Source organism: Agromyces sp. CCNWLW213 (genome assembly GCF_037199545.1).
In the GTDB taxonomy this organism is placed as follows: domain Bacteria; phylum Actinomycetota; class Actinomycetes; order Actinomycetales; family Microbacteriaceae; genus Agromyces.
The window spans coordinates 734,651-751,262 of record NZ_JBBBDX010000001.1 but is presented as its reverse complement, the minus strand read 5'-3'; the positions used below and the strand labels follow the sequence as shown (position 1 = coordinate 751,262).

The 16,612-nt window shown below is 73.4% G+C and carries 19 protein-coding genes; 16 read left to right on the top strand and 3 right to left on the bottom strand.

The features are described 5' to 3' along the window. Window positions 1-24 precede the first annotated feature (24 nt). Both WBQ80_RS03540 and WBQ80_RS03535 read left to right on the top strand, forming a co-directional pair. Complete coding sequence (locus WBQ80_RS03540) at window positions 25-978, top strand: transposase (RefSeq protein WP_336571209.1); 954 nt, start codon at window positions 25-27, stop codon at window positions 976-978. Between the two features lie 108 nt (window positions 979-1,086). Further along, window positions 1,087-1,347, top strand: a complete 261-nt coding sequence (locus WBQ80_RS03535; RefSeq protein WP_336571207.1) for a hypothetical protein — start codon at window positions 1,087-1,089, stop codon at window positions 1,345-1,347. Between the two features lie 268 nt (window positions 1,348-1,615). Here the strand turns inward: WBQ80_RS03535 and WBQ80_RS03530 are convergent, their stop codons facing one another. After that, window positions 1,616-3,409 carry a serine/threonine-protein kinase gene (locus WBQ80_RS03530; RefSeq protein WP_336571205.1) on the bottom strand — a complete coding sequence of 598 codons (1,794 nt, stop codon included), beginning with the start codon at window positions 3,407-3,409 and terminating at the stop codon, window positions 1,616-1,618. 128 nt (window positions 3,410-3,537) lie between these two features. On the opposite strand from WBQ80_RS03530, the gene WBQ80_RS03525 reads away from it, so the two are divergent. From WBQ80_RS03525 to WBQ80_RS03485, 9 genes are all read left to right on the top strand, one after another. Then, window positions 3,538-4,131: a hypothetical protein gene (locus tag WBQ80_RS03525; protein WP_336571204.1), complete on the top strand. Its 594-nt coding sequence runs from the start codon at window positions 3,538-3,540 to the stop codon at window positions 4,129-4,131. A gap of 66 nt (window positions 4,132-4,197) precedes the next feature. Further along, window positions 4,198-5,442, top strand: a complete 1,245-nt coding sequence (locus WBQ80_RS03520; RefSeq protein ID WP_442892676.1) for a CpaF family protein — start codon at window positions 4,198-4,200, stop codon at window positions 5,440-5,442. Beyond that, entirely contained in the window at window positions 5,439-6,299 is an 861-nt protein-coding gene (locus tag WBQ80_RS03515) for a type II secretion system F family protein (RefSeq protein WP_336571202.1), read from the top strand. Before WBQ80_RS03520 ends, WBQ80_RS03515 begins: the two co-directional genes overlap by 4 nt. Then, window positions 6,287-7,234 carry a type II secretion system F family protein gene (locus tag WBQ80_RS03510; protein WP_336571201.1) on the top strand — a complete coding sequence of 316 codons (948 nt, stop codon included), beginning with the start codon at window positions 6,287-6,289 and terminating at the stop codon, window positions 7,232-7,234. Before WBQ80_RS03515 ends, WBQ80_RS03510 begins: the two co-directional genes overlap by 13 nt. Window positions 7,235-7,279: 45 nt before the next feature. Further along, complete coding sequence (locus WBQ80_RS03505) at window positions 7,280-7,447, top strand: hypothetical protein (protein WP_336571200.1); 168 nt, start codon at window positions 7,280-7,282, stop codon at window positions 7,445-7,447. Between the two features lie 77 nt (window positions 7,448-7,524). Beyond that, on the top strand, window positions 7,525-7,854 hold the full coding sequence (locus tag WBQ80_RS03500) for a TadE/TadG family type IV pilus assembly protein (RefSeq protein WP_442892675.1): 330 nt from the start codon (window positions 7,525-7,527) through the stop codon (window positions 7,852-7,854). Next, window positions 7,829-8,347, top strand: coding sequence for a hypothetical protein (locus WBQ80_RS03495; protein WP_336571199.1), 519 nt, complete (start codon window positions 7,829-7,831; stop codon window positions 8,345-8,347). Before WBQ80_RS03500 ends, WBQ80_RS03495 begins: the two co-directional genes overlap by 26 nt. Beyond that, the gene (locus WBQ80_RS03490; RefSeq protein ID WP_336571198.1) at window positions 8,344-8,811 is read left to right on the top strand and encodes a pilus assembly protein TadG-related protein; all 468 of its coding nucleotides are present in this window, start codon (window positions 8,344-8,346) and stop codon (window positions 8,809-8,811) included. The genes WBQ80_RS03495 and WBQ80_RS03490 overlap by 4 nt, the downstream gene beginning before the upstream one ends. A 168-nt stretch (window positions 8,812-8,979) precedes the next feature. Next, a complete protein-coding gene (locus tag WBQ80_RS03485) occupies window positions 8,980-9,261 on the top strand; it encodes a hypothetical protein (protein ID WP_336571197.1) in 282 nt (93 codons plus the stop codon). Window positions 9,262-9,289: 28 nt separating this feature from the next. Here the strand turns inward: WBQ80_RS03485 and WBQ80_RS03480 are convergent, their stop codons facing one another. Then, a complete protein-coding gene (locus tag WBQ80_RS03480) occupies window positions 9,290-10,600 on the bottom strand; it encodes an MFS transporter (RefSeq protein WP_336571196.1) in 1,311 nt (436 codons plus the stop codon). Window positions 10,601-11,014: 414 nt separating this feature from the next. Between WBQ80_RS03480 and prfB the strand changes: the two genes are divergently transcribed. Then, a complete protein-coding gene (gene prfB, locus WBQ80_RS03475) occupies window positions 11,015-12,124 on the top strand; it encodes a peptide chain release factor 2 (RefSeq protein WP_336571195.1) in 1,110 nt (369 codons plus the stop codon). Window positions 12,125-12,160: 36 nt separating this feature from the next. Here the strand turns inward: prfB and WBQ80_RS03470 are convergent, their stop codons facing one another. Next, a complete protein-coding gene (locus WBQ80_RS03470; protein WP_337282459.1) occupies window positions 12,161-12,931 on the bottom strand; it encodes a gamma-glutamyl-gamma-aminobutyrate hydrolase family protein in 771 nt (256 codons plus the stop codon). 177 nt (window positions 12,932-13,108) lie between these two features. Between WBQ80_RS03470 and WBQ80_RS03465 the strand changes: the two genes are divergently transcribed. From WBQ80_RS03465 to smpB, 4 genes are all read left to right on the top strand, one after another. Continuing rightward, entirely contained in the window at window positions 13,109-13,648 is a 540-nt protein-coding gene (locus WBQ80_RS03465; RefSeq protein ID WP_336571190.1) for a flavodoxin domain-containing protein, read from the top strand. An 81-nt stretch (window positions 13,649-13,729) separates the two neighbouring features. Then, window positions 13,730-15,094, top strand: a complete 1,365-nt coding sequence (gene ftsE / locus WBQ80_RS03460; RefSeq protein WP_336571188.1) for a cell division ATP-binding protein FtsE — start codon at window positions 13,730-13,732, stop codon at window positions 15,092-15,094. Next, on the top strand, window positions 15,091-16,002 hold the full coding sequence (gene ftsX, locus WBQ80_RS03455; RefSeq protein WP_336571187.1) for a permease-like cell division protein FtsX: 912 nt from the start codon (window positions 15,091-15,093) through the stop codon (window positions 16,000-16,002). Before ftsE ends, ftsX begins: the two co-directional genes overlap by 4 nt. A gap of 108 nt (window positions 16,003-16,110) precedes the next feature. Further along, on the top strand, window positions 16,111-16,587 hold the full coding sequence (gene smpB / locus WBQ80_RS03450) for an SsrA-binding protein SmpB (RefSeq protein WP_336571186.1): 477 nt from the start codon (window positions 16,111-16,113) through the stop codon (window positions 16,585-16,587). Window positions 16,588-16,612 lie beyond the last annotated feature (25 nt).

The window sequence follows — 16,612 nt, the reverse complement described above, 5'->3', positions numbered from 1 at the left end:
CATCCGTTCGGCCATGATGGGGCGATGGCCATCGATGGGCTCACCGCTGCGGCCGAGGCGCTCTACGCGCTCGTGCCCGAGGAGTTCACGGCCGCGCGCAACGCTCGCGCCGCCGACGCGAAGACGTCGGACCGGGCTCTCGCCGGGCGGATCGCGTCGCTGAAGCGGCCCTCGCCGGCGGCCTGGGTCGTGAACCGCCTCGCTCGGGAGCACGGCGACGAGGTCGGCGACCTCGTCGGGCTCGGCGGTGAGCTCGCCGACGCCCAGTCCTCCGGCGACGGGCGCGCGCTGACGACGCTCGTGGCCGAGCGGCGGCGCGCGGTCGCAGGCCTGCTGCGCTCGGCGTCGGCGCTCGCGGAGGCGGCCGACCGCGGCCTGTCGCGAGCGGTGCTCGACGAGGTCGAGCAGACGCTCGTGGCGGCGACCGTGTCCGCAGAGGCGGGGGCGGCGGTGCGGTCGGGCAGGCTCGTGCGGGCCCTGCAGGCCGTGGGGTCCGAGGTCGACGTCTCGGGTGCGGTCGCGGGGGAGCTGCCGGAGGACTCGGATGCCCGGAGCCGCGCGCGCCGGGGTGCCGCCGCCGGGGCCACGGCCGGCGGCGGCGAGCGACGTGCCGACGCGACCGCGGCGGCGAGCGAGCGCGACGACGTCGCCGCGCAGCAGCGCGCCGAGGCGGCGTCGGCCGCGGCACGAGCGCGCGCCGAGGCCGAGGTCGCCGCCGCCCGTGAGGCGGCGCAGGCCGCGGAGCGCGGCCTCGCCGAGGCCGACACGGCGGTCGCCGCAGCCGACGAACGTGTCGCGGCCCTGCGTGCCGAACGCGACGAGCTCGAGGAACGCCTGGATCGGCTCCGCGACGAGCTGACCGACGCCGAGCGCGAAGCGCGCGCGGCGACGCGAGCCCGCGAGTCCGCCGCCCACGCCGCGGATCGAGCGGGCGCGGACCTCGAGGCGGCGGAGGCGACCGCGGCGCGAGCGCGCTGAGGGGGCCCGGCTTCGCCCTCGAGCTCGGCCGCGCCATCCGCCGTCGCTGTCAAGCCCCGGGACCGCTGGACGCCGCCGGGCTAGCCTCCCGTGGAGGGAGGGTCGCCGATGACCGAGCACATGCAGGTGGGGGACACGCTCGAGCGGGAGTGGCCGCCGGGCGTGAAGGCCGCCGTCCTCGTCGTGGCGAGCGTGTCCGCGCTCGTGCACGTGACGGGCATCTGGTTCACCCTGCCGGTCTCGATGGCGGCCCTCGTGCTCGCCGAGATCGCCGCGCCGGAGCTCGGCCGTCGCACGCGCGCCTGGCTGACCGCGCTCGCGCTCCTCGGCCTGCTGCTCGCGACCGGCCGGATCCTCACCACGCTCTAGCGTGGTCGGGCGAGCCGGCCCGGCAGGTCGGCGATCGAGCCCGGCACGGCGTCGGGCCGGATGTCGCCCGCGAGACCGGCCGGCGCGACCTTGCCGGTGCGCACGACCACTCCGGCGAGTCCCGGTGGTGTTCGTCAGAGACCGGCAGGGCACGCCCTCGGCGTCGAGCCGGGCCACGGCGTCGGCCGCACCCGGCCCGGCGTGCTCGCCCACGTCGACGGCGCCGTAGACATCGGGCGGACGCCCAGCACGGCTTCGCCCTGCCCGGTCAGAGCTGGGTGCTGCTCAGCACCTCGCTCGCCGCGATCTTCATCGTGCCGCCCTCGTCGACGAGGCGGTACGCCGTCACCTCGCGCACGACGCGGCCGTCGGCGAAGGTGTACGTGAGCGTGGCCTGCGCCTGGTCGGGGGACGTCGCCTGCACCTCGGAGATCTGCACGTCGGTGATCTCGCCCCAGAACGCCTCGTAGGCGTCGCGACCGCCGACGTGGTTCACCTGGTAGTCCTCGGTCATGAGATTCCACGCGGTGTCCCGGTCGGACACGACCACCGCGTAGTAGTCCTGCAGCATCTCGACGGCGCGCTGCTCGCCGCTCGCGGGCGGCGGCGTGGTCTCGGCCGGTGGCGGCGGCGGCTCGGAGGTCGGCGCCGGCTCCGGCGACTCGGCGGCGGGGGGCTCCGACGTGGTCGGCTCGGAGGTGGGCGCCGCCTCGGTCTCGGGACCCGCGGCGGTCCCGTCGTCCTGCCGGAGGCCGTTGAACAGGAGCACGGCGCCGACGAGGAGCAGCGCCGCCGTGAGCAGCCCGCCCACCAGCATCGCGGTGCGTCCCGGGCGGCGCCGCCCCGTCCCGTCGCCGGGCGGCGTCGCAGGCGGCGTCGGCTCGGGGGCGGTCGGCGTCTCGGCCATCCACGGGAAGAGGGGTTCCGCGAGGCGCTCGGGGCGGGTCGCCGCGGGCTCCGCGACGGGCGTCGGCTGCACGTCGACGTCGGCGAGCGCCTCGGTCGCGGCGGTGTCGCCGATGACGCGGGTCTCCGCGGGGACCGTGGGCGGGAAGGGGTCGGCACCGGGCGGGGTGGCCGGAGCGGCGGCCGCCGGCTGGGCCGCCGCCGGAGCGACGGCGCCCGCGGCGGCGGCGGCGACCGCGCCTCCGACCGGCACGGTCGGCGCCGGGGCGTCGTCGCGCTCGGTCGGCGCCGGGGCGTCGTCGCGGCCGGGCGGCGCAGCGGCATCCGTCGTCGCCAGCTGTTCGGCCAGCTCGGCCAGTCGCCGCGTGACGGTCGCCATGTCGGGTCGGCGCTTGGGCTCGGGCGCGAGCATCTCGCGCAGCACGGGCTCGAGCGGCCCCGCGCGCTCGGCCACGGGAACCTCGCCCTGCGCGACCCGGTGCAGCAGCGCGATCGCGTTCGCGTCCGTGCCGAACGGGGGCGCACCCTCGAGCATCGCGTAGAGGGTCGACCCGAGCGAGAACACGTCGGAGGCGAAGCTCGACGGCTCGCCCCGCGCCACCTCGGGGGCGAGGTAGGCGGGCGTGCCGTGCACGAGCCCCGTCGCCGTGATGGTCGTGTCGCCGAGGGCCTGCGCGATGCCGAAGTCGCTGATCATGGCCGAGCCGTCCTCGCGGATGAGGACGTTGCCCGGCTTCACGTCGCGGTGCACGATGCGCCGGCGGTGGGCGGCCGCGAGCGCCGACCCGATCTCCGCGCCGACGCGCGCGGTCTGCTGCGGGGTGAACGTGCCGTGCTCCTGCAGCAGCGCCGACAGCGGCGTGGACTCGATGAGCTGCATGACGATGCACGGCTGGCCCTCGTGCTCGACCACGTCGAACACCGGCACGGCGTGCGGATGGTGCAGGCCGGCGCTGATCCGCGCCTCGCGCATCGCGCGCTTCGTGGTGACCTCGCGCTCGTCGTCCGTCAGGTCGGACTGCGTGCGGAGGAGCTTCAGCGCGACCGTGCGCTCGAGGCGCTCGTCGTACGCCTGCCAGACGACGCCCATGCCTCCGCTGCCGATCAGCTGCACGAGGCGATAGCGGTCGGCGACGAGAGCGGGTGGCGTGTTCATCGAGGCATTCCTTGGCGGCACCACCCCGACGGTACCGCCGTGGCGGTTCCCGTCTCGCGGGCTTGCGGCGGCGGACCGGGTGTGCGAGGGTCCGCACGCTGGGCGGTGCCGGGCGGTAGCCTCGCGGCATGACGAGCCGTGCGTCGCGGGTGCGCGACATCCGGATGCCGAAGGCACTGCACGACGTGTTCGGCGAGGCGCAGTCGCCCGTGGAGCTCGTGCTCGTGGTGGTCGGTGGGCTGGGTCTGGCCGCGATCGCGTGCGTCGCCGGCGCCGAGTCGCTCACCGCCGTCGCGTGGTGGCGTGCGGGTCTCGCGGTGCTGCTCGTCGCCGACATCTGCTGCGGAGTGGTCGCGAACTTCACGCGCGGAACCGATCGGTACTACGCCGAGCGGCCGCGGAACCGGTGGGTGTTCATCGTGGTGCACTGGCACCTGGTGGTGATCGCGCTCGCGCTCGGGGAGGGGCTCCGGTTCGCGGTGGGCGTCACGGTCTACACGCTCCTCGGCGCGGCCGCCGTGAACCTGCTGCACGGGTCGCGGTTGCAGTCGCCGGTCGGCGGCCTGGTGCTCGCGGTCGGTCTCGTCGGCGTGGTGCTCGCAGTCGCGGCGGATGCGGCGCCGCTGCTGCTCGTCGCCGCCGCTGCGTTGTTCGTGCTCAAGGTCGCGTTCGCGTTCGCGGTGACGCACCATCCGGCCGAACCCGAACCGCCGCCCCGCTGAGCCCTGGCGTCCGACGGTGTGGATAACTTCCGCGGTCCGCGGCCGCGGCTCTCCAAGATGGAGTCCATGTCCGATCCCGTGCGCACCATCGCCGAGCGGGTGCGCGGTCGGGTGCTCCGCGAGGGCGTCGACCTCGCTCGCGACGAGGCGCTCGCGTCGCGGTACGTCGCCGAGGAGGTGCGGCGCTACTCCGAGCGGGCGCTCGCCGGCGCGCACGCGCCGTTGGCCGATGAGGGCGACGCGGCACGCGAGGTCGCGGCATCCATCACCGGGTACGGGCCGCTGCAGCCGTTCTTCGACGACCCGACGGTCGAGGAGATCTGGATCAACTCGCCGACTCGGGTGTTCGTCGCCCGGGCGGGCGTCCCCGAGCTGACGACGGTCGTGCTGTCCGACCGCGAGGTGCGCGACCTCGTCGAGCGGATGCTGCAGCATTCCGGTCGTCGCGTCGACCTCTCGTCGCCGTTCGTCGACGCGTCCCTGCCCGACGGGTCGCGACTGCACGTCGCGATCCCGGACGTGACCCGCGCGCACTGGGCGGTCAACATCCGCAAGTTCCAGCAGCGCATCCGGTCGCTCGGTCGACTCGTCGAGCTCGGATCGCTCACACGACCGGCCGCGGAGTTCCTGCGAATGAGCGTGCTCGCCGGGTCGAACATCCTCATCTCGGGGGCGACGCACACGGGCAAGACGACGATGGTGAACGCGCTGATGTCCGGCGCCCGTCCGGCCGAGCGGGTGGTGACGGTCGAGGAGACGTTCGAGCTCGACCTCGACGTCCGCGACGTCGTGTCGATGCAGTGCCGGCAGCCGAACCTCGAGGGCGCAGGTGAGATCACGCTGCGACGCCTCATCAAGGAGGCGCTGCGCATGCGCCCCGATCGCCTCATCGTCGGAGAGGTCCGCGAGGCGGAGAGCCTCGACCTGCTCATCGCACTGAACTCCGGGCTGCCGGGCCTGTGCACCATCCACGCGAACTCCGCCCCCGACGCGCTCGCCAAGCTCTGCACGCTGCCGCTGCTCGCCGGGCGGAACATCGACTCCGCCTTCGTCGTGCCCACCGTGGCGGCGTGCATCGACCTGGTCGTGCACCTGTCGATCGATCGTCGCGGCCGGAGAAGGGTGACCGCGATCGAGGCGCCGACCGGCACGTTCAGCGGCGCGTCGATCGACGCCGATGCGATCTTCCGCCTCGAGCCGAACACCGACGCGCTCGTGGCCACCGGAGCCCGTCCCGCTCGGCTCGCGAAGTACGCCGCCGCCGGCTTCGACCCGGGAATCGTGCTCGACCCCGAGGGGGTCGCCGCATGAGCGTCATCCTCGGCGCCGGACTCGGCGTCGGGCTCCTCCTCGTGGCCGCCCCCCTGCTCTGGCCCGTGCGTGGCGCCGACGACCGGCCGAAGCGACGACGGTCGGCGTTCGCCGACGAGCTCGCCCTCGCCGGAATCCCGGAGGCGCCCGTGCCGGCGGTGGTGGCCGTCGCGGGCGTGCTCGGGGCGATCGGTGCCGCGGTCGCGCAGGCCGTCTTCGGCGTGCCCGTGCTCACCGCCGTCGGCGGTGTCATCGGCGGCCTCATCGTCCCCGTCGTCATCCGCAGCCGGGCGAACCGACGTCGATCGGCGAACCGGGCGATCTGGCCCGACGTCGTCGATCACCTGGTCTCGAGCGTCCGAGCGGGGATGTCGCTGCCGGACAGCATCGGCGCGCTGGCCGACCTCGGCCCGGCGACGACCCGTCCCGCATTCGCGTCGTTCGACGATGCGTTCCGGCGAACGGGCGACTTCGGCTCCGCCGTCGACGAGCTGAAGGCCAGACTCGCCGATCCCACCGCCGATCGCATTCTCGAGACGCTGCGCATGGCGCGCGAGGTGGGCGGCACCGACCTCACCGCCGTGCTCCGCGGCCTCGCGACCTACCTGCGCGAGGATGCGACGCTGCGGGCCGAGGTGAGCGCTCGGCAGTCGTGGATCCGCAACGCCGCCCGGCTCGGCGTGGCTGCCCCGTGGCTATTGCTGGTCGTGCTCGCGAGCCGCCCGGAGACGCTGTCGGCGTACGACTCCGCCGCGGGCTCGGCGCTCATCCTGACCGGCGTGGGCGTCTCGTTCGTGGCGTACCGCCTCATGATCGGCCTCGGCCGGCTCCCCGAGGAGCGCCGATGGTTCACCTGAGCGCCGCGCCGGCGGTCGCGGTGGCACTCGGCGCGGTCCTCGGCCTCGGGCTGTGGCTCGCGGTCGCCGCGGTCCCTCGCCTGGGCCGCGCCCGGCTCGTCGATCGCGTGGCGCCGTATGTGACGGATGTCTCGGCCGAAGCCCGCGCCATGCGCGCCCGTCCCGACGGCGACCCCGGCACGGTCATCGGCATGCTGGTCCAGCCCGGTGCCCGACGGTTGCGCGGCATCCTCTCGACCCTGCTCGGCGGCAACGCCGCCATCGCCAGGCGACTCCGGCAAGCCGGATCGACCGCCACGGTCGAGCGCTTCCGAGGCGAGCAACTCGCCTGGGCGGGCGGCGCGTTCGCGGTCGGTTCGACGCTCGCGCTGCTCGCGCCGTCCTTCGCCGGCATCCCTCCGGTCCTCCGCGTCCTCCTTCCGGTCGCGTTCGCGGCGGCCGGAGCGGTCGGGCGGGACTGGGTGCTGCAGCGCGCCGCGCGCCGGCGGATGGCCCGGATCTCGTCCGAGCTGCCCACGATGCTCGAGTTCCTCACGCTCAGCCTCACCGCGGGCGAGGGCATGCTCGACGCGCTCCGGCGCGTCGCCCGGGCGGGGTCCGGTGAACTCCCGACCGAGTTCTCCGGCGTCGTCTCCGCGGTCAGTGCGGGCGTGTCGCTGCCGGTCGCGCTCGCCGAGCTCCGCGACGGGCTCGAGCACCCGGGACTCTCGCGGGCCCTCGACCAGGTGCTCGGCGCACTCGATCGCGGTGCGCCGCTCGCGACCGTGCTCAGGGCGCAGGCGGGCGACGCCCGCGCCGAGGCGAAGCGCACCCTCATCGAACTGGCGGGGCGGAAGGAGATCGCCATGCTCGTGCCCCTGGTGTTCCTCATCCTCCCGGTCACGATCGCCTTCGCCCTGTTCCCGGGCTATCTCGTCCTCCAGGCGGGATTCTGATGCTCCGCCATCCTCATCGAACCGACCCCCGCGAAAGGACCCCGCATGCTCCGACACCTCCGACGCCGCTTGGAAGACGACCGAGGCGACGTGCCGGGCTGGGTCCTGATCACGCTGATGACCGCCGGACTCGTCATCCTCATCTGGGGTCTCGCCGGACCCGCGCTGAGCGGGGTCTTCGACCAGGCGATCGGGCGCGTCACCGGATTCTGATCGCACGAGCCGGCCGGTCGATCCGACGGCTGAACGACGAGCGCGGCTCGGCCGTTGCCGAGTTCTCGCTCGTCGGCGTGCTGCTCACCGCGCTGCTGCTCGCGGTCGTCCAGCTCGCGCTCGCCCTGCACGTCAGGAACACCGTGCTCGACGCCGCCGCCGAGGGGGCCCGGTACGCGGCACTCGCCGGGTCCTCCCCGGCAGCGGGCGCCGAGCGCGCCCGTGCCCTCATCGACGCGGCGATCGCCTCGGAGTATGCGGGCGACGTGAGTGCCACGACGACGACCGTGGCCGGCGCCCCGGCCATCGCCGTGACGGTTCGCACGACCCTCCCCGTCCTGGGGCTCCTCGGTCCCGAGCGCGCGATGGAGGTGGTCGGGCATGCTGCGGTCGAAACGATCGACTGATCACGCTGTCCCGGCCGGGCCGAGCGAGCGACCGGCGTCCGGATTCGTCCGGCGGCTGCGGCTCCGGCTCACCGCCGAGGCGGGCTCGGCGTCGCTCGAGTTCCTCACGGTTGGCATGATCCTCCTCGTGCCGCTGGTCTATCTCGTGCTCGCGGTCGCGTCGATCCAGGCCGCCGCGCTGGGCGTCGAGGGTGCGGCGCGGCAGGCGGCTCGCATCGCGGTGCTCCAGGCGGATGACGCAGCATCGGCGTCATCGATCGAGCGCACCGTGCGCGTGGTGCTCGCCGACTACGGCGTCGACTCAGGGGCGGCCGCCGTCGCCGTCGACTGCACGGCGGCGTGCGACGAGCCCGGCACGCGGATCACCGTCCGGGTCAGCGCGTCCGTCGCGCTCCCGCTCGTGCCGCAGGCGCTCGCCGCGACCTCGATCGGTACGGTGCGACTGGACGGGATCGCGACCCACACCGTCTCGCGCTTCGCGGGAGCATCGTGATCCGCACCGCCTCGCCGCTGCGTCGCCGCATCGCGGAGGCGGCTCAGGACGAGTCCGGGTCGACCATGCTGCTCACGATCTTCTACGGCGTCCTGGCGCTCGCGCTCGTCCTCGTGGTCGTCTCCGCGACGTCGCTCTACCTCGAGCGCAAGCGCCTCTTCACGCTCGCCGACGCGGCGGCACTCGCCGCCGCAGAGTCGTGGCGGCTCGAGGACGTGCGCGTCGACGGTGACGCCCTCGTGTACGCGCTCGACGACGCGGAGGTGCGAGCGGTGGCATCCGCCTACCTCGCGGATTCGGTGCACTCGCTGCGAGGCGTCGAGCTCGTTCGCGCGGAGTCCGCCGACGCACGGAGCGTGACCGTCACCCTCCGGTCCACGTGGCACGCCCCCGTCCACTCCGAGTTCCTTCCGCTCACGGTGCCGATCGAGGTCACCGCCGACGCCCGGTCGATCTTCCACTGAGTGCTCGGCGGGTGTCTGATGGGACTCCCTCTCGCCGTCGAGAGGGGCTCCGAGTATGGAGTGATCCGAACAAATGGGGGGGGAGAGAACCGTGCTACCACAGGGCGGTTACACCTGGGGAATGATCGGCGATCAACTGATCTGTCGAAAGGGGGAAGAACGCAGGCCGTGGTGGGTTTCGCGCGTGTGGCTCGGCCGACCGAGCATCACGACGAGGAATTGCAGGACCTGACCGACCGCATCAACGAGCTGGTCGAGGGACACGCCGCCGGGCGCCGTCGCAGCGACGGTCGGGAGCTGAGCATGATCCTGACGCCGGACGGCTGGATGCTGGCCTACACCTTGAACGAGCACGACAAGGACTGGTCGGCGGAGCGCGCTTCGGGGGAAGTGCTCGACCTCGATAACGGCGACGAGGGCGTGATCCGGGAGAAGCTCGGGTTGGCCTGAGGCCGGGCGGACGCCCGCGGCCGGTCGCTCAGGTGTCGGCGGCGGGCGTCCAGCCCTCGTCCCGCTCCTCGTCGGCGGGTGACGGATGCCGCGGCCGGGGCGGCACGTACCGCGGAATCCACCGCCACAGCATCACGGCGCCGATGAGGCCGACCACGCCCATAACCGCGCTCGCGGCCATGATCGACACCGCCGAGGTGATCGCCGCGACGGCGAGCGGCGCCGCTGCCCCGCCGGCGTCGGCGATGGTGCGGTAGGCGCCGAGGAACGGCGCCGGGTTCGCCTTCGGCGCGAGGTCGGCGCCGACGGTGAGGATCACGCCCGACGACAGCCCGTTCGCGACGCCGAGCAGGATCGCCGCGGCGGCGAACCAGGCCACGGCGCCCGGCAGGTCGTGCGTCACGGCGAGCGCGAAGTGCCCGGCGGCGAGTCCGACGAGGCCCGGGATGGCGCTCCAGAGCCGGCCGTGCCGGTCCATGACGTGGCCGCTGACGTAGAAGAGGGCGAAGTCGACGGTCGCGGCGATGCCGATCACGAGCGCGGCGGCATCCGGTCGCATGCCGATCGACACGGCCCAGAGCGGCACGATGACGGTGCGACTCGCTCGGATCGCCGCGAGCAGGCCGACGCCCGTGCCGATGCGGGCGAGCACGCCGCGGTGCGTGACGATCGCGCGCCACACGCCGTGCGCGGCATCCGCCCCGCCGTCGGGGCCATGGGCGACGGATGCCGCACGCGCCCGGATCGCGGCACCGAACACCCGCTCGGGGTCGGGCAGCACGAGCAGCACGACCACGACGGCGGCGCACGCCGCGACCAGCACCCAGAACACCGCGGCGGACGACCCCGTCCATGCGATGATGCCCGCCGCCAGGAACGGGCCGACCGCCCATCCGCCGCGGAACACGCCCGCGAGCGTCGACAGCGCCCGGGCGCGCACGCGCGCGGGCACGTAGCTCGTGAGGAACGCGTGCCGCGCCAGCCCGAACACCGCCGTCGCGAGGCCCAGCAGGAAGACGCCGATGCCGAGCGCCCAGGTCGTCGGCACGAGCAGTGCCAGCACCGTGCCGGCCGACGCGAGCGCCGACGCGCCGATCATGGCCGCGCGCTCGCCGATGCGCGCGACGAGCCATCCGGCCGGCAGGTCGCCGACGAGCTCGCCCACCATGAGCATGGCCGCGATGAGGCCCGCGAGGGCGAGCGAGGCCCCGCGCTCGGTCGCGACGACCGGGATGACGGGGATGAGCGCGCCCTCGCCGACGGAGAACAGCAGCGTCGGCAGGTATGCGGGGAGGACGATCGACCGCCACGAGAAGGGGTGCGCGGAGTCGGAGGTCACCCGATCGATCGTATGCCCGCGCCGCCCCCGGCCCAGCGGAGCACCCGCAGCGCGCGGAGCGTGTTCCATCGGCTCGGCGTGCCGTCGGCGCGCTCGATCGCGAAGCGGCGGCGGTGCACCCCGGGGCAAGGGCCCCTCCGGCCCGGGACGGATGCCGCCGGCGGTCGCCCGACCGACCCCGCTCGTCCACCGACCCGTCGAGTGATGCCGTTCGCGCCGAGTGCTGCAGGTGCAGCGGGATCACTCGGCGCGAAGAGCATCACTCGGCGATGGCGTGGGACGCGGATGGCAGCAGCGCGGAAGCAGGAGGGGAGCGAAGCGGGTTCGGAGGGCGACGGAGCGCATGGGGCGCCGGACGGTCGCAGGAATCGCGCGCAGGCCTCTCCCGGCCCGGCCCACTAGGCTGGGGACGCCATGTTGGATCTTGACCTCTCGCAGGAGATCGCCGCGCTGCGCTCCACGTTCCGTGACATCCGTGCCGTCGTCGACGTCGACGCGCTGAAGGCCGACATCGCGCGGCTCAGCGAGCAGGCCGGCGCCCCCGACCTGTGGGACGACACCGAGAAGGCGCAGAAGGTCACGAGCGCGCTGAGCCACCGCCAGTCCGAGCTCGCGCGCATCGAGGGCATCGAGTCGCGCCTCGACGACCTCGAGGTGCTCGTCGAGCTCGCGCAGGAGGCCGACGACGAGGAGTCCGCCGCCGAGGCGCGCGCCGAGCTCGTCGCGCTGCAGAAGACCGTCGGCGACCTCGAGGTGCAGACCCTGCTCGACGGCGAGTGGGACGATCGCCCGGCCGTCATCACCATCCGCGCCGGGGCGGGTGGGGTGGATGCCGCGGACTTCGCCGAGATGCTCATGCGCATGTACCTGCGCTGGGCCGAGAAGCACGGCTACGGCGCCACCGTCATGGACACCAGCTACGCGGAGGAGGCGGGCATCAAGTCCGCGACCTTCGAGGTCGACGCGCCCTACGCGTTCGGCACCCTGAGCGTCGAGGCCGGCACGCACCGCCTCGTGCGCATGAGCCCGTTCGGCTCGGCCGGCAAGCGGCAGACCAGCTTCGCCGCCGTCGAGGTCATCCCGCTCATGGAGGAGGCCGTCGAGGTCGACATCCCCGAGAACGACATCCGCGTCGACGTCTTCCGCTCGTCCGGCCCCGGCGGGCAGTCCGTCAACACGACCGACTCCGCCGTGCGCCTCACCCACCTCCCGACCGGCATCGTCGTGTCGATGCAGAACGAGAAGTCGCAGATCCAGAACCGCGCCGCCGCCATGCGCGTGCTGCAGTCGCGCCTGCTGCTGCTGCAGAAGGAGCAGGAGGCCGCCCAGAAGAAGGAGCTCGCGGGCAACATCACCGCGAGCTGGGGCGACCAGATGCGCTCGTACGTGCTCGCGCCGTACCAGATGGTGAAGGACCTCCGCACCGAGTACGAGGTCGGCAACCCGAGCCAGGTGTTCGACGGCGACCTCGACGGGTTCATCGCCGCCGGCATCAAGTGGCGCAAGCGCAAGACCGACGACTGAGCCGAGCGGATGCCACGCGGCGTCCGCCGGTCGTCATCACGAGCGCGACCCGGCCGACGCCGGCGTCGACGGAACCGTCGCCCTCGCGTACCTCCACGACGCGCCGACGAACGCGCGGATGAGCGCGAGCCCCTCGGGCTCGAGCCGCTCCTCGGGGTGCCACTGCACGCCGACACAGAACGCTCCGTCGGTCGTCTCGATGGCCTCGACCACTCCGTCGGGCGCCGTGGCCGAGGCGATCAGGCCCTCGCCGAGCCGTTCCACGGCCTGGTGGTGGTGCGATGAGATGTCGAAGTCGCGGTCGCGCGTGATGCGGTCGAGGAGCGTGCCCGGCTCGACCGTCACCGAGTGCGCCGTGTGGACGCCGTAGACGTCGCGATGCGGCGACAGGTCGAGCCGGTCGCCGAGGTGCTGCTCGAGCGTGCCGCCGAAGGCGACGTTGAGCAGCTGCATGCCGCGACAGGCGCCGAAGATGGGCATGCCGCGATCGCGCGCGAGCTGCGCGAGGGCGATCTCGAGCTCGTCGCGGATCCGCAGGGGATCGTCGTTCGCGGGATGCGGGTCGCGCCCGTACAGGTGCGGGTCGATGTCGCGCCCGCCCGAGAGGAACAGGCCGTCGACCCGGTCGAGCAGACGGCCCGGATCGTCGAGGTGGACGTCGAGGCTCGGGAACAGCAGCGGAGCGCCGCCCGCCTGCTCGATCGCGGCGAGGTACGAGTGCGGGAGCCCGTCGGTCGGGATGTCGACCCACGCGCCCGAGCTCGCGGGCTTGCGATCGGCGACGACGCCGATGAGCGGAACGGTCATCGAGCCTCCGGGACGGTGGGGGCCACGCTACTCCCCGGCCGCTGCCTCGGGAACCGGTCGGCGCGCCGGGCCCGGGGCGGCGGATCGGGCCGGGACCTTCGGCACTCGGCGTCCGCGGGCCCCGCGGGTAGCGTCGCTCGCGCCCACGGGGGACCGGGCGCAGGAGGGAAGGCCGACATGCGCGTGCTCGTCGGGTACTCGAGCAAGTACGGGGCGACGGAGGGCATCGCCGAGCGCATCGGCGCGCGTCTGACGTCGGCCGGTCATGTCGTCGACGTGCTGCGCTGCCGCGACGTGCACCGCCCCGAGCAGTACGACGCCTTCGTCGTGGGCAGCGCCGCCTACATGGGCAAGTGGCGCAAGGAGGCCCGCAGCTTCGTCGAGCGGCAGAGCGGCCTGCTCGCCGCGAAGCCCACGTGGCTGTTCAGCAGCGGCCCGCTCGGGACCGAGCGGGTCGACAGGGACGGCAACGACGTGCTCGTCGCCGCCGAGCCGAAGCAGTTCGACGAGTACGAGGCCCGCCTCCACCCGCGCGGGCGCATGGTGTTCTTCGGGGCGCTCGACGTCGATCGGCTCCGCGGGCCCGATCGCATCGTCAGCTGGATGCCCGCGAACGACGCGCTCCCGCAGGGCGACTTCCGCGACTGGGACGCCATCGACGGTTGGGCCGACCACGTCGCCGCCGAGCTCGCGAGCGCCGCCGAGCCGCGCCGCTGAGGCCCGCCGGGCCGATCCCGAGCGGACCGTTTTCGGTGTCGCTGCCCGAACTCCGATGGATTCCGCCTACGCTCGAACGCGATGATCCGCTTCGACTCCGTCACCAAGACCTACCCCGGACAGAACCGACCCGCCCTCGACGACCTCACCGTCGAGATCCTGCGGGGCGAGTTCGTGTTCCTCGTCGGCGCGTCGGGCTCGGGCAAGTCCAGCTTCCTGCGCCTGATCCTCAAGGAGGAGAAGCCGACGGCGGGCAGCATCCACGTGCTCGGGCAGGACCTCAAGCGGATCTCGAGCCGGAAGGTCCCGTTCTTCCGGCGCAATCTCGGCGTCGTCTTCCAGGACTTCCGGCTGCTGCCGAACAAGAACGTGTTCGACAACGTGGCGTTCGCGCTGCGGGTCATCGGCAAGTCGCGCGGCTACATCCAGACCGCCGTCCCCGAGACGCTGAAGCTCGTGGGCCTCGACGGCAAGGCGAAGCGGATGCCGCACGAGCTCTCCGGCGGCGAGCAGCAGCGCGTCGCGATCGCCCGGGCGATCGTGAACAAGCCGCAGATCCTGCTCGCCGACGAGCCGACCGGCAACCTCGACCCGGTGACGAGCGCGGGCATCATGACGCTCCTCGAGCGCATCAACGCCAGCGGCACCACCGTGATCATGGCCACGCACGAGGCGGGCATCGTCGACCAGATGCAGCGCCGCGTGATCGAGCTGTCGTCGGGCGAGGTCGTGCGCGATGCGCGCAGCGCGGGCTACGCCCTGAGCGACGACGTCATGGACCTGCCGATCCACGCGGACGGCGTTCCCGGCGCGGTGGCCGCGGCGGTCGCGGCCGAGTCGGCGACGGATGCCGCGACCGACGAGGCCGCGGAGGCCGTGACGGCGCCCGCAGCCGACGCCGAGGCGGTGCCCGCCGCTGCCGCGGCCGCTGCCGCGGTGACGCCGAAGCCCAAGTCGAAGGCCACGGCGAAGCCGAAGGGCGTCGGCCGGCGGCGCCCGAGCGCGCCCGACGAGGAGGCGACCGTCCCGAGCCCGGCCGACGGCGACGCGAGCCCCGAGGGCGTCGCGCCCGCGACCGCGGAGGACGCGGCGCCGCTCGAGCCGCCCACGGTCACGGCCGCCGCCCCCAAGGTCACGCCCCAGCTGATGCGCGAGGCGCCTCCGCTGTACGTCGAGCCCGAGGCGACCGACGAGGTGACGGAGGAGGCCGCCGCCATCACGGCGGCGGCCACCGCCCCCGTCGAGCCGATCGGATCCGGCGACGGCGCTGCGGCCGACGCCGCGGCCTCCGTCGACGACGATGCGGGCGGCCCGCCGGGACGCCCCGCACCGCCCGTCAGCCCGAGGCGGTCGGCCAACCTCACGCTCGCCGAAAGACTCGGGCTCCGCAGTCCTGCCGGACCCCGCCCGGGCGACGACGACCAGGAAGTGGGGCCGGTCAAGTGAGGTTCGGTCTCGTGCTCGGGGAGGCGGCGAACGGCCTGCGCCGCAACGCCACCATGGTCATCTCGGTCGTGCTCGTCACGTTCGTGTCGCTCACCTTCGTCGGCGTCGCCGCGCTGCTCCAGCTGCAGATCCAGCAGATGCGCGGGTACTGGTACGACCGCGCACAGGTCGCCGTGTACCTGTGCACCTCGGTGTCGACCGCTGCGGGCTGCATCGACGGCGAGGCGACGGCGGAGCAGAAGGAGGCGGTCGAGGCGCAGCTGTCGGGCGACACGCTGTCGCCGTTCATCGACGAGTACTACTTCGAGGACCGCGACCAGGCGTACGAGAACTTCCAGGAGCAGTTCGAGGGCACGCCCGCGGCGGACTACGTGACGCCCGACGTGCTGAACGAGACCTTCTGGGTGAACCTCGTCGACCCGTCGCAGTCCGACGTGCTCGTCGAGAGCCTCGCCGGGCTGGCCGGCGTCGAGCAGGTCGTCGACCAACGCCGGTACCTCGACCAGATCTTCAACGTGTTGAACGCCGCGAGCTACACGGCCGTCGCGATCGCGGGCGTCATGCTCATCGCCGCGGCACTGCTCATCGCGACGACCATCCGGCTCTCGGCGTACTCGCGACGCAAGGAGCTCGGCATCATGCGGCTCGTCGGCGCGTCGAACCGGTTCATCCAGACGCCGTTCGTCCTCGAGGGCATCTTCGCCGGGCTCATCGGCTCGCTCCTCGCGGGCGGGGCCGTCGTCGCGATCGTGTACTTCTTCGTGCAGGGCTACCTCGCGGAGACGCTGTCGTTCACGTTCGTCGGCCTCGGCGACGCGCTGCTCGTCGTGCCGTTGCTCATCGGCGTGGGGGTGCTGCTCGCCGCGGTCTCCGCCGCGATCGCGATCGGTCGCTACCTGCGCGTGTGACCCGACGCGGCCGGGCTGCGGAGGTCGCGGGTCCGACTAGACTGAAGGGCTTGCCGGCCGTCGCCGGTGGCATCCGCTGATCGCACGCTACGAGGAGAGGAGCGCGCCATGCCGAGGGAGCAGGGCGAGAAGGTCGTCGCGACCAACCGCAAGGCGCGCCACGACTACACCATCGAGGACACCTACGAGGCCGGCATCGTGCTGTCGGGCACCGAGGTGAAGTCGCTGCGGCAGGGGCGCGCGTCGCTCGTCGACGGATACGCGTTCATCGACGGCGGCGAGATGTGGCTCGATGCCGTGCACATCCCCGAGTACACCGAGGGCACGTGGAACAACCACGCGCCGCGCCGCAAGCGCAAGCTGCTGCTGCACAGGCACGAGATCGTGAAGATCAGCCACAAGACCAAGGAGGGCGGCTACACGATCGTTCCGCTCCGCCTGTACTTCAGCGACGGTCGCGCGAAGGTCGAGATCGCGGTCGCCAAGGGCAAGCGCGAGTACGACAAGCGCCAGGCGCTGCGCGAGAAGCAGGACAAGCGCGAGGCGCAGCGCGCGATCTCGACGCGGCGTCACCTGGGGGAGTAGGCCCCCCGCGTCGCCGATCGTGCGG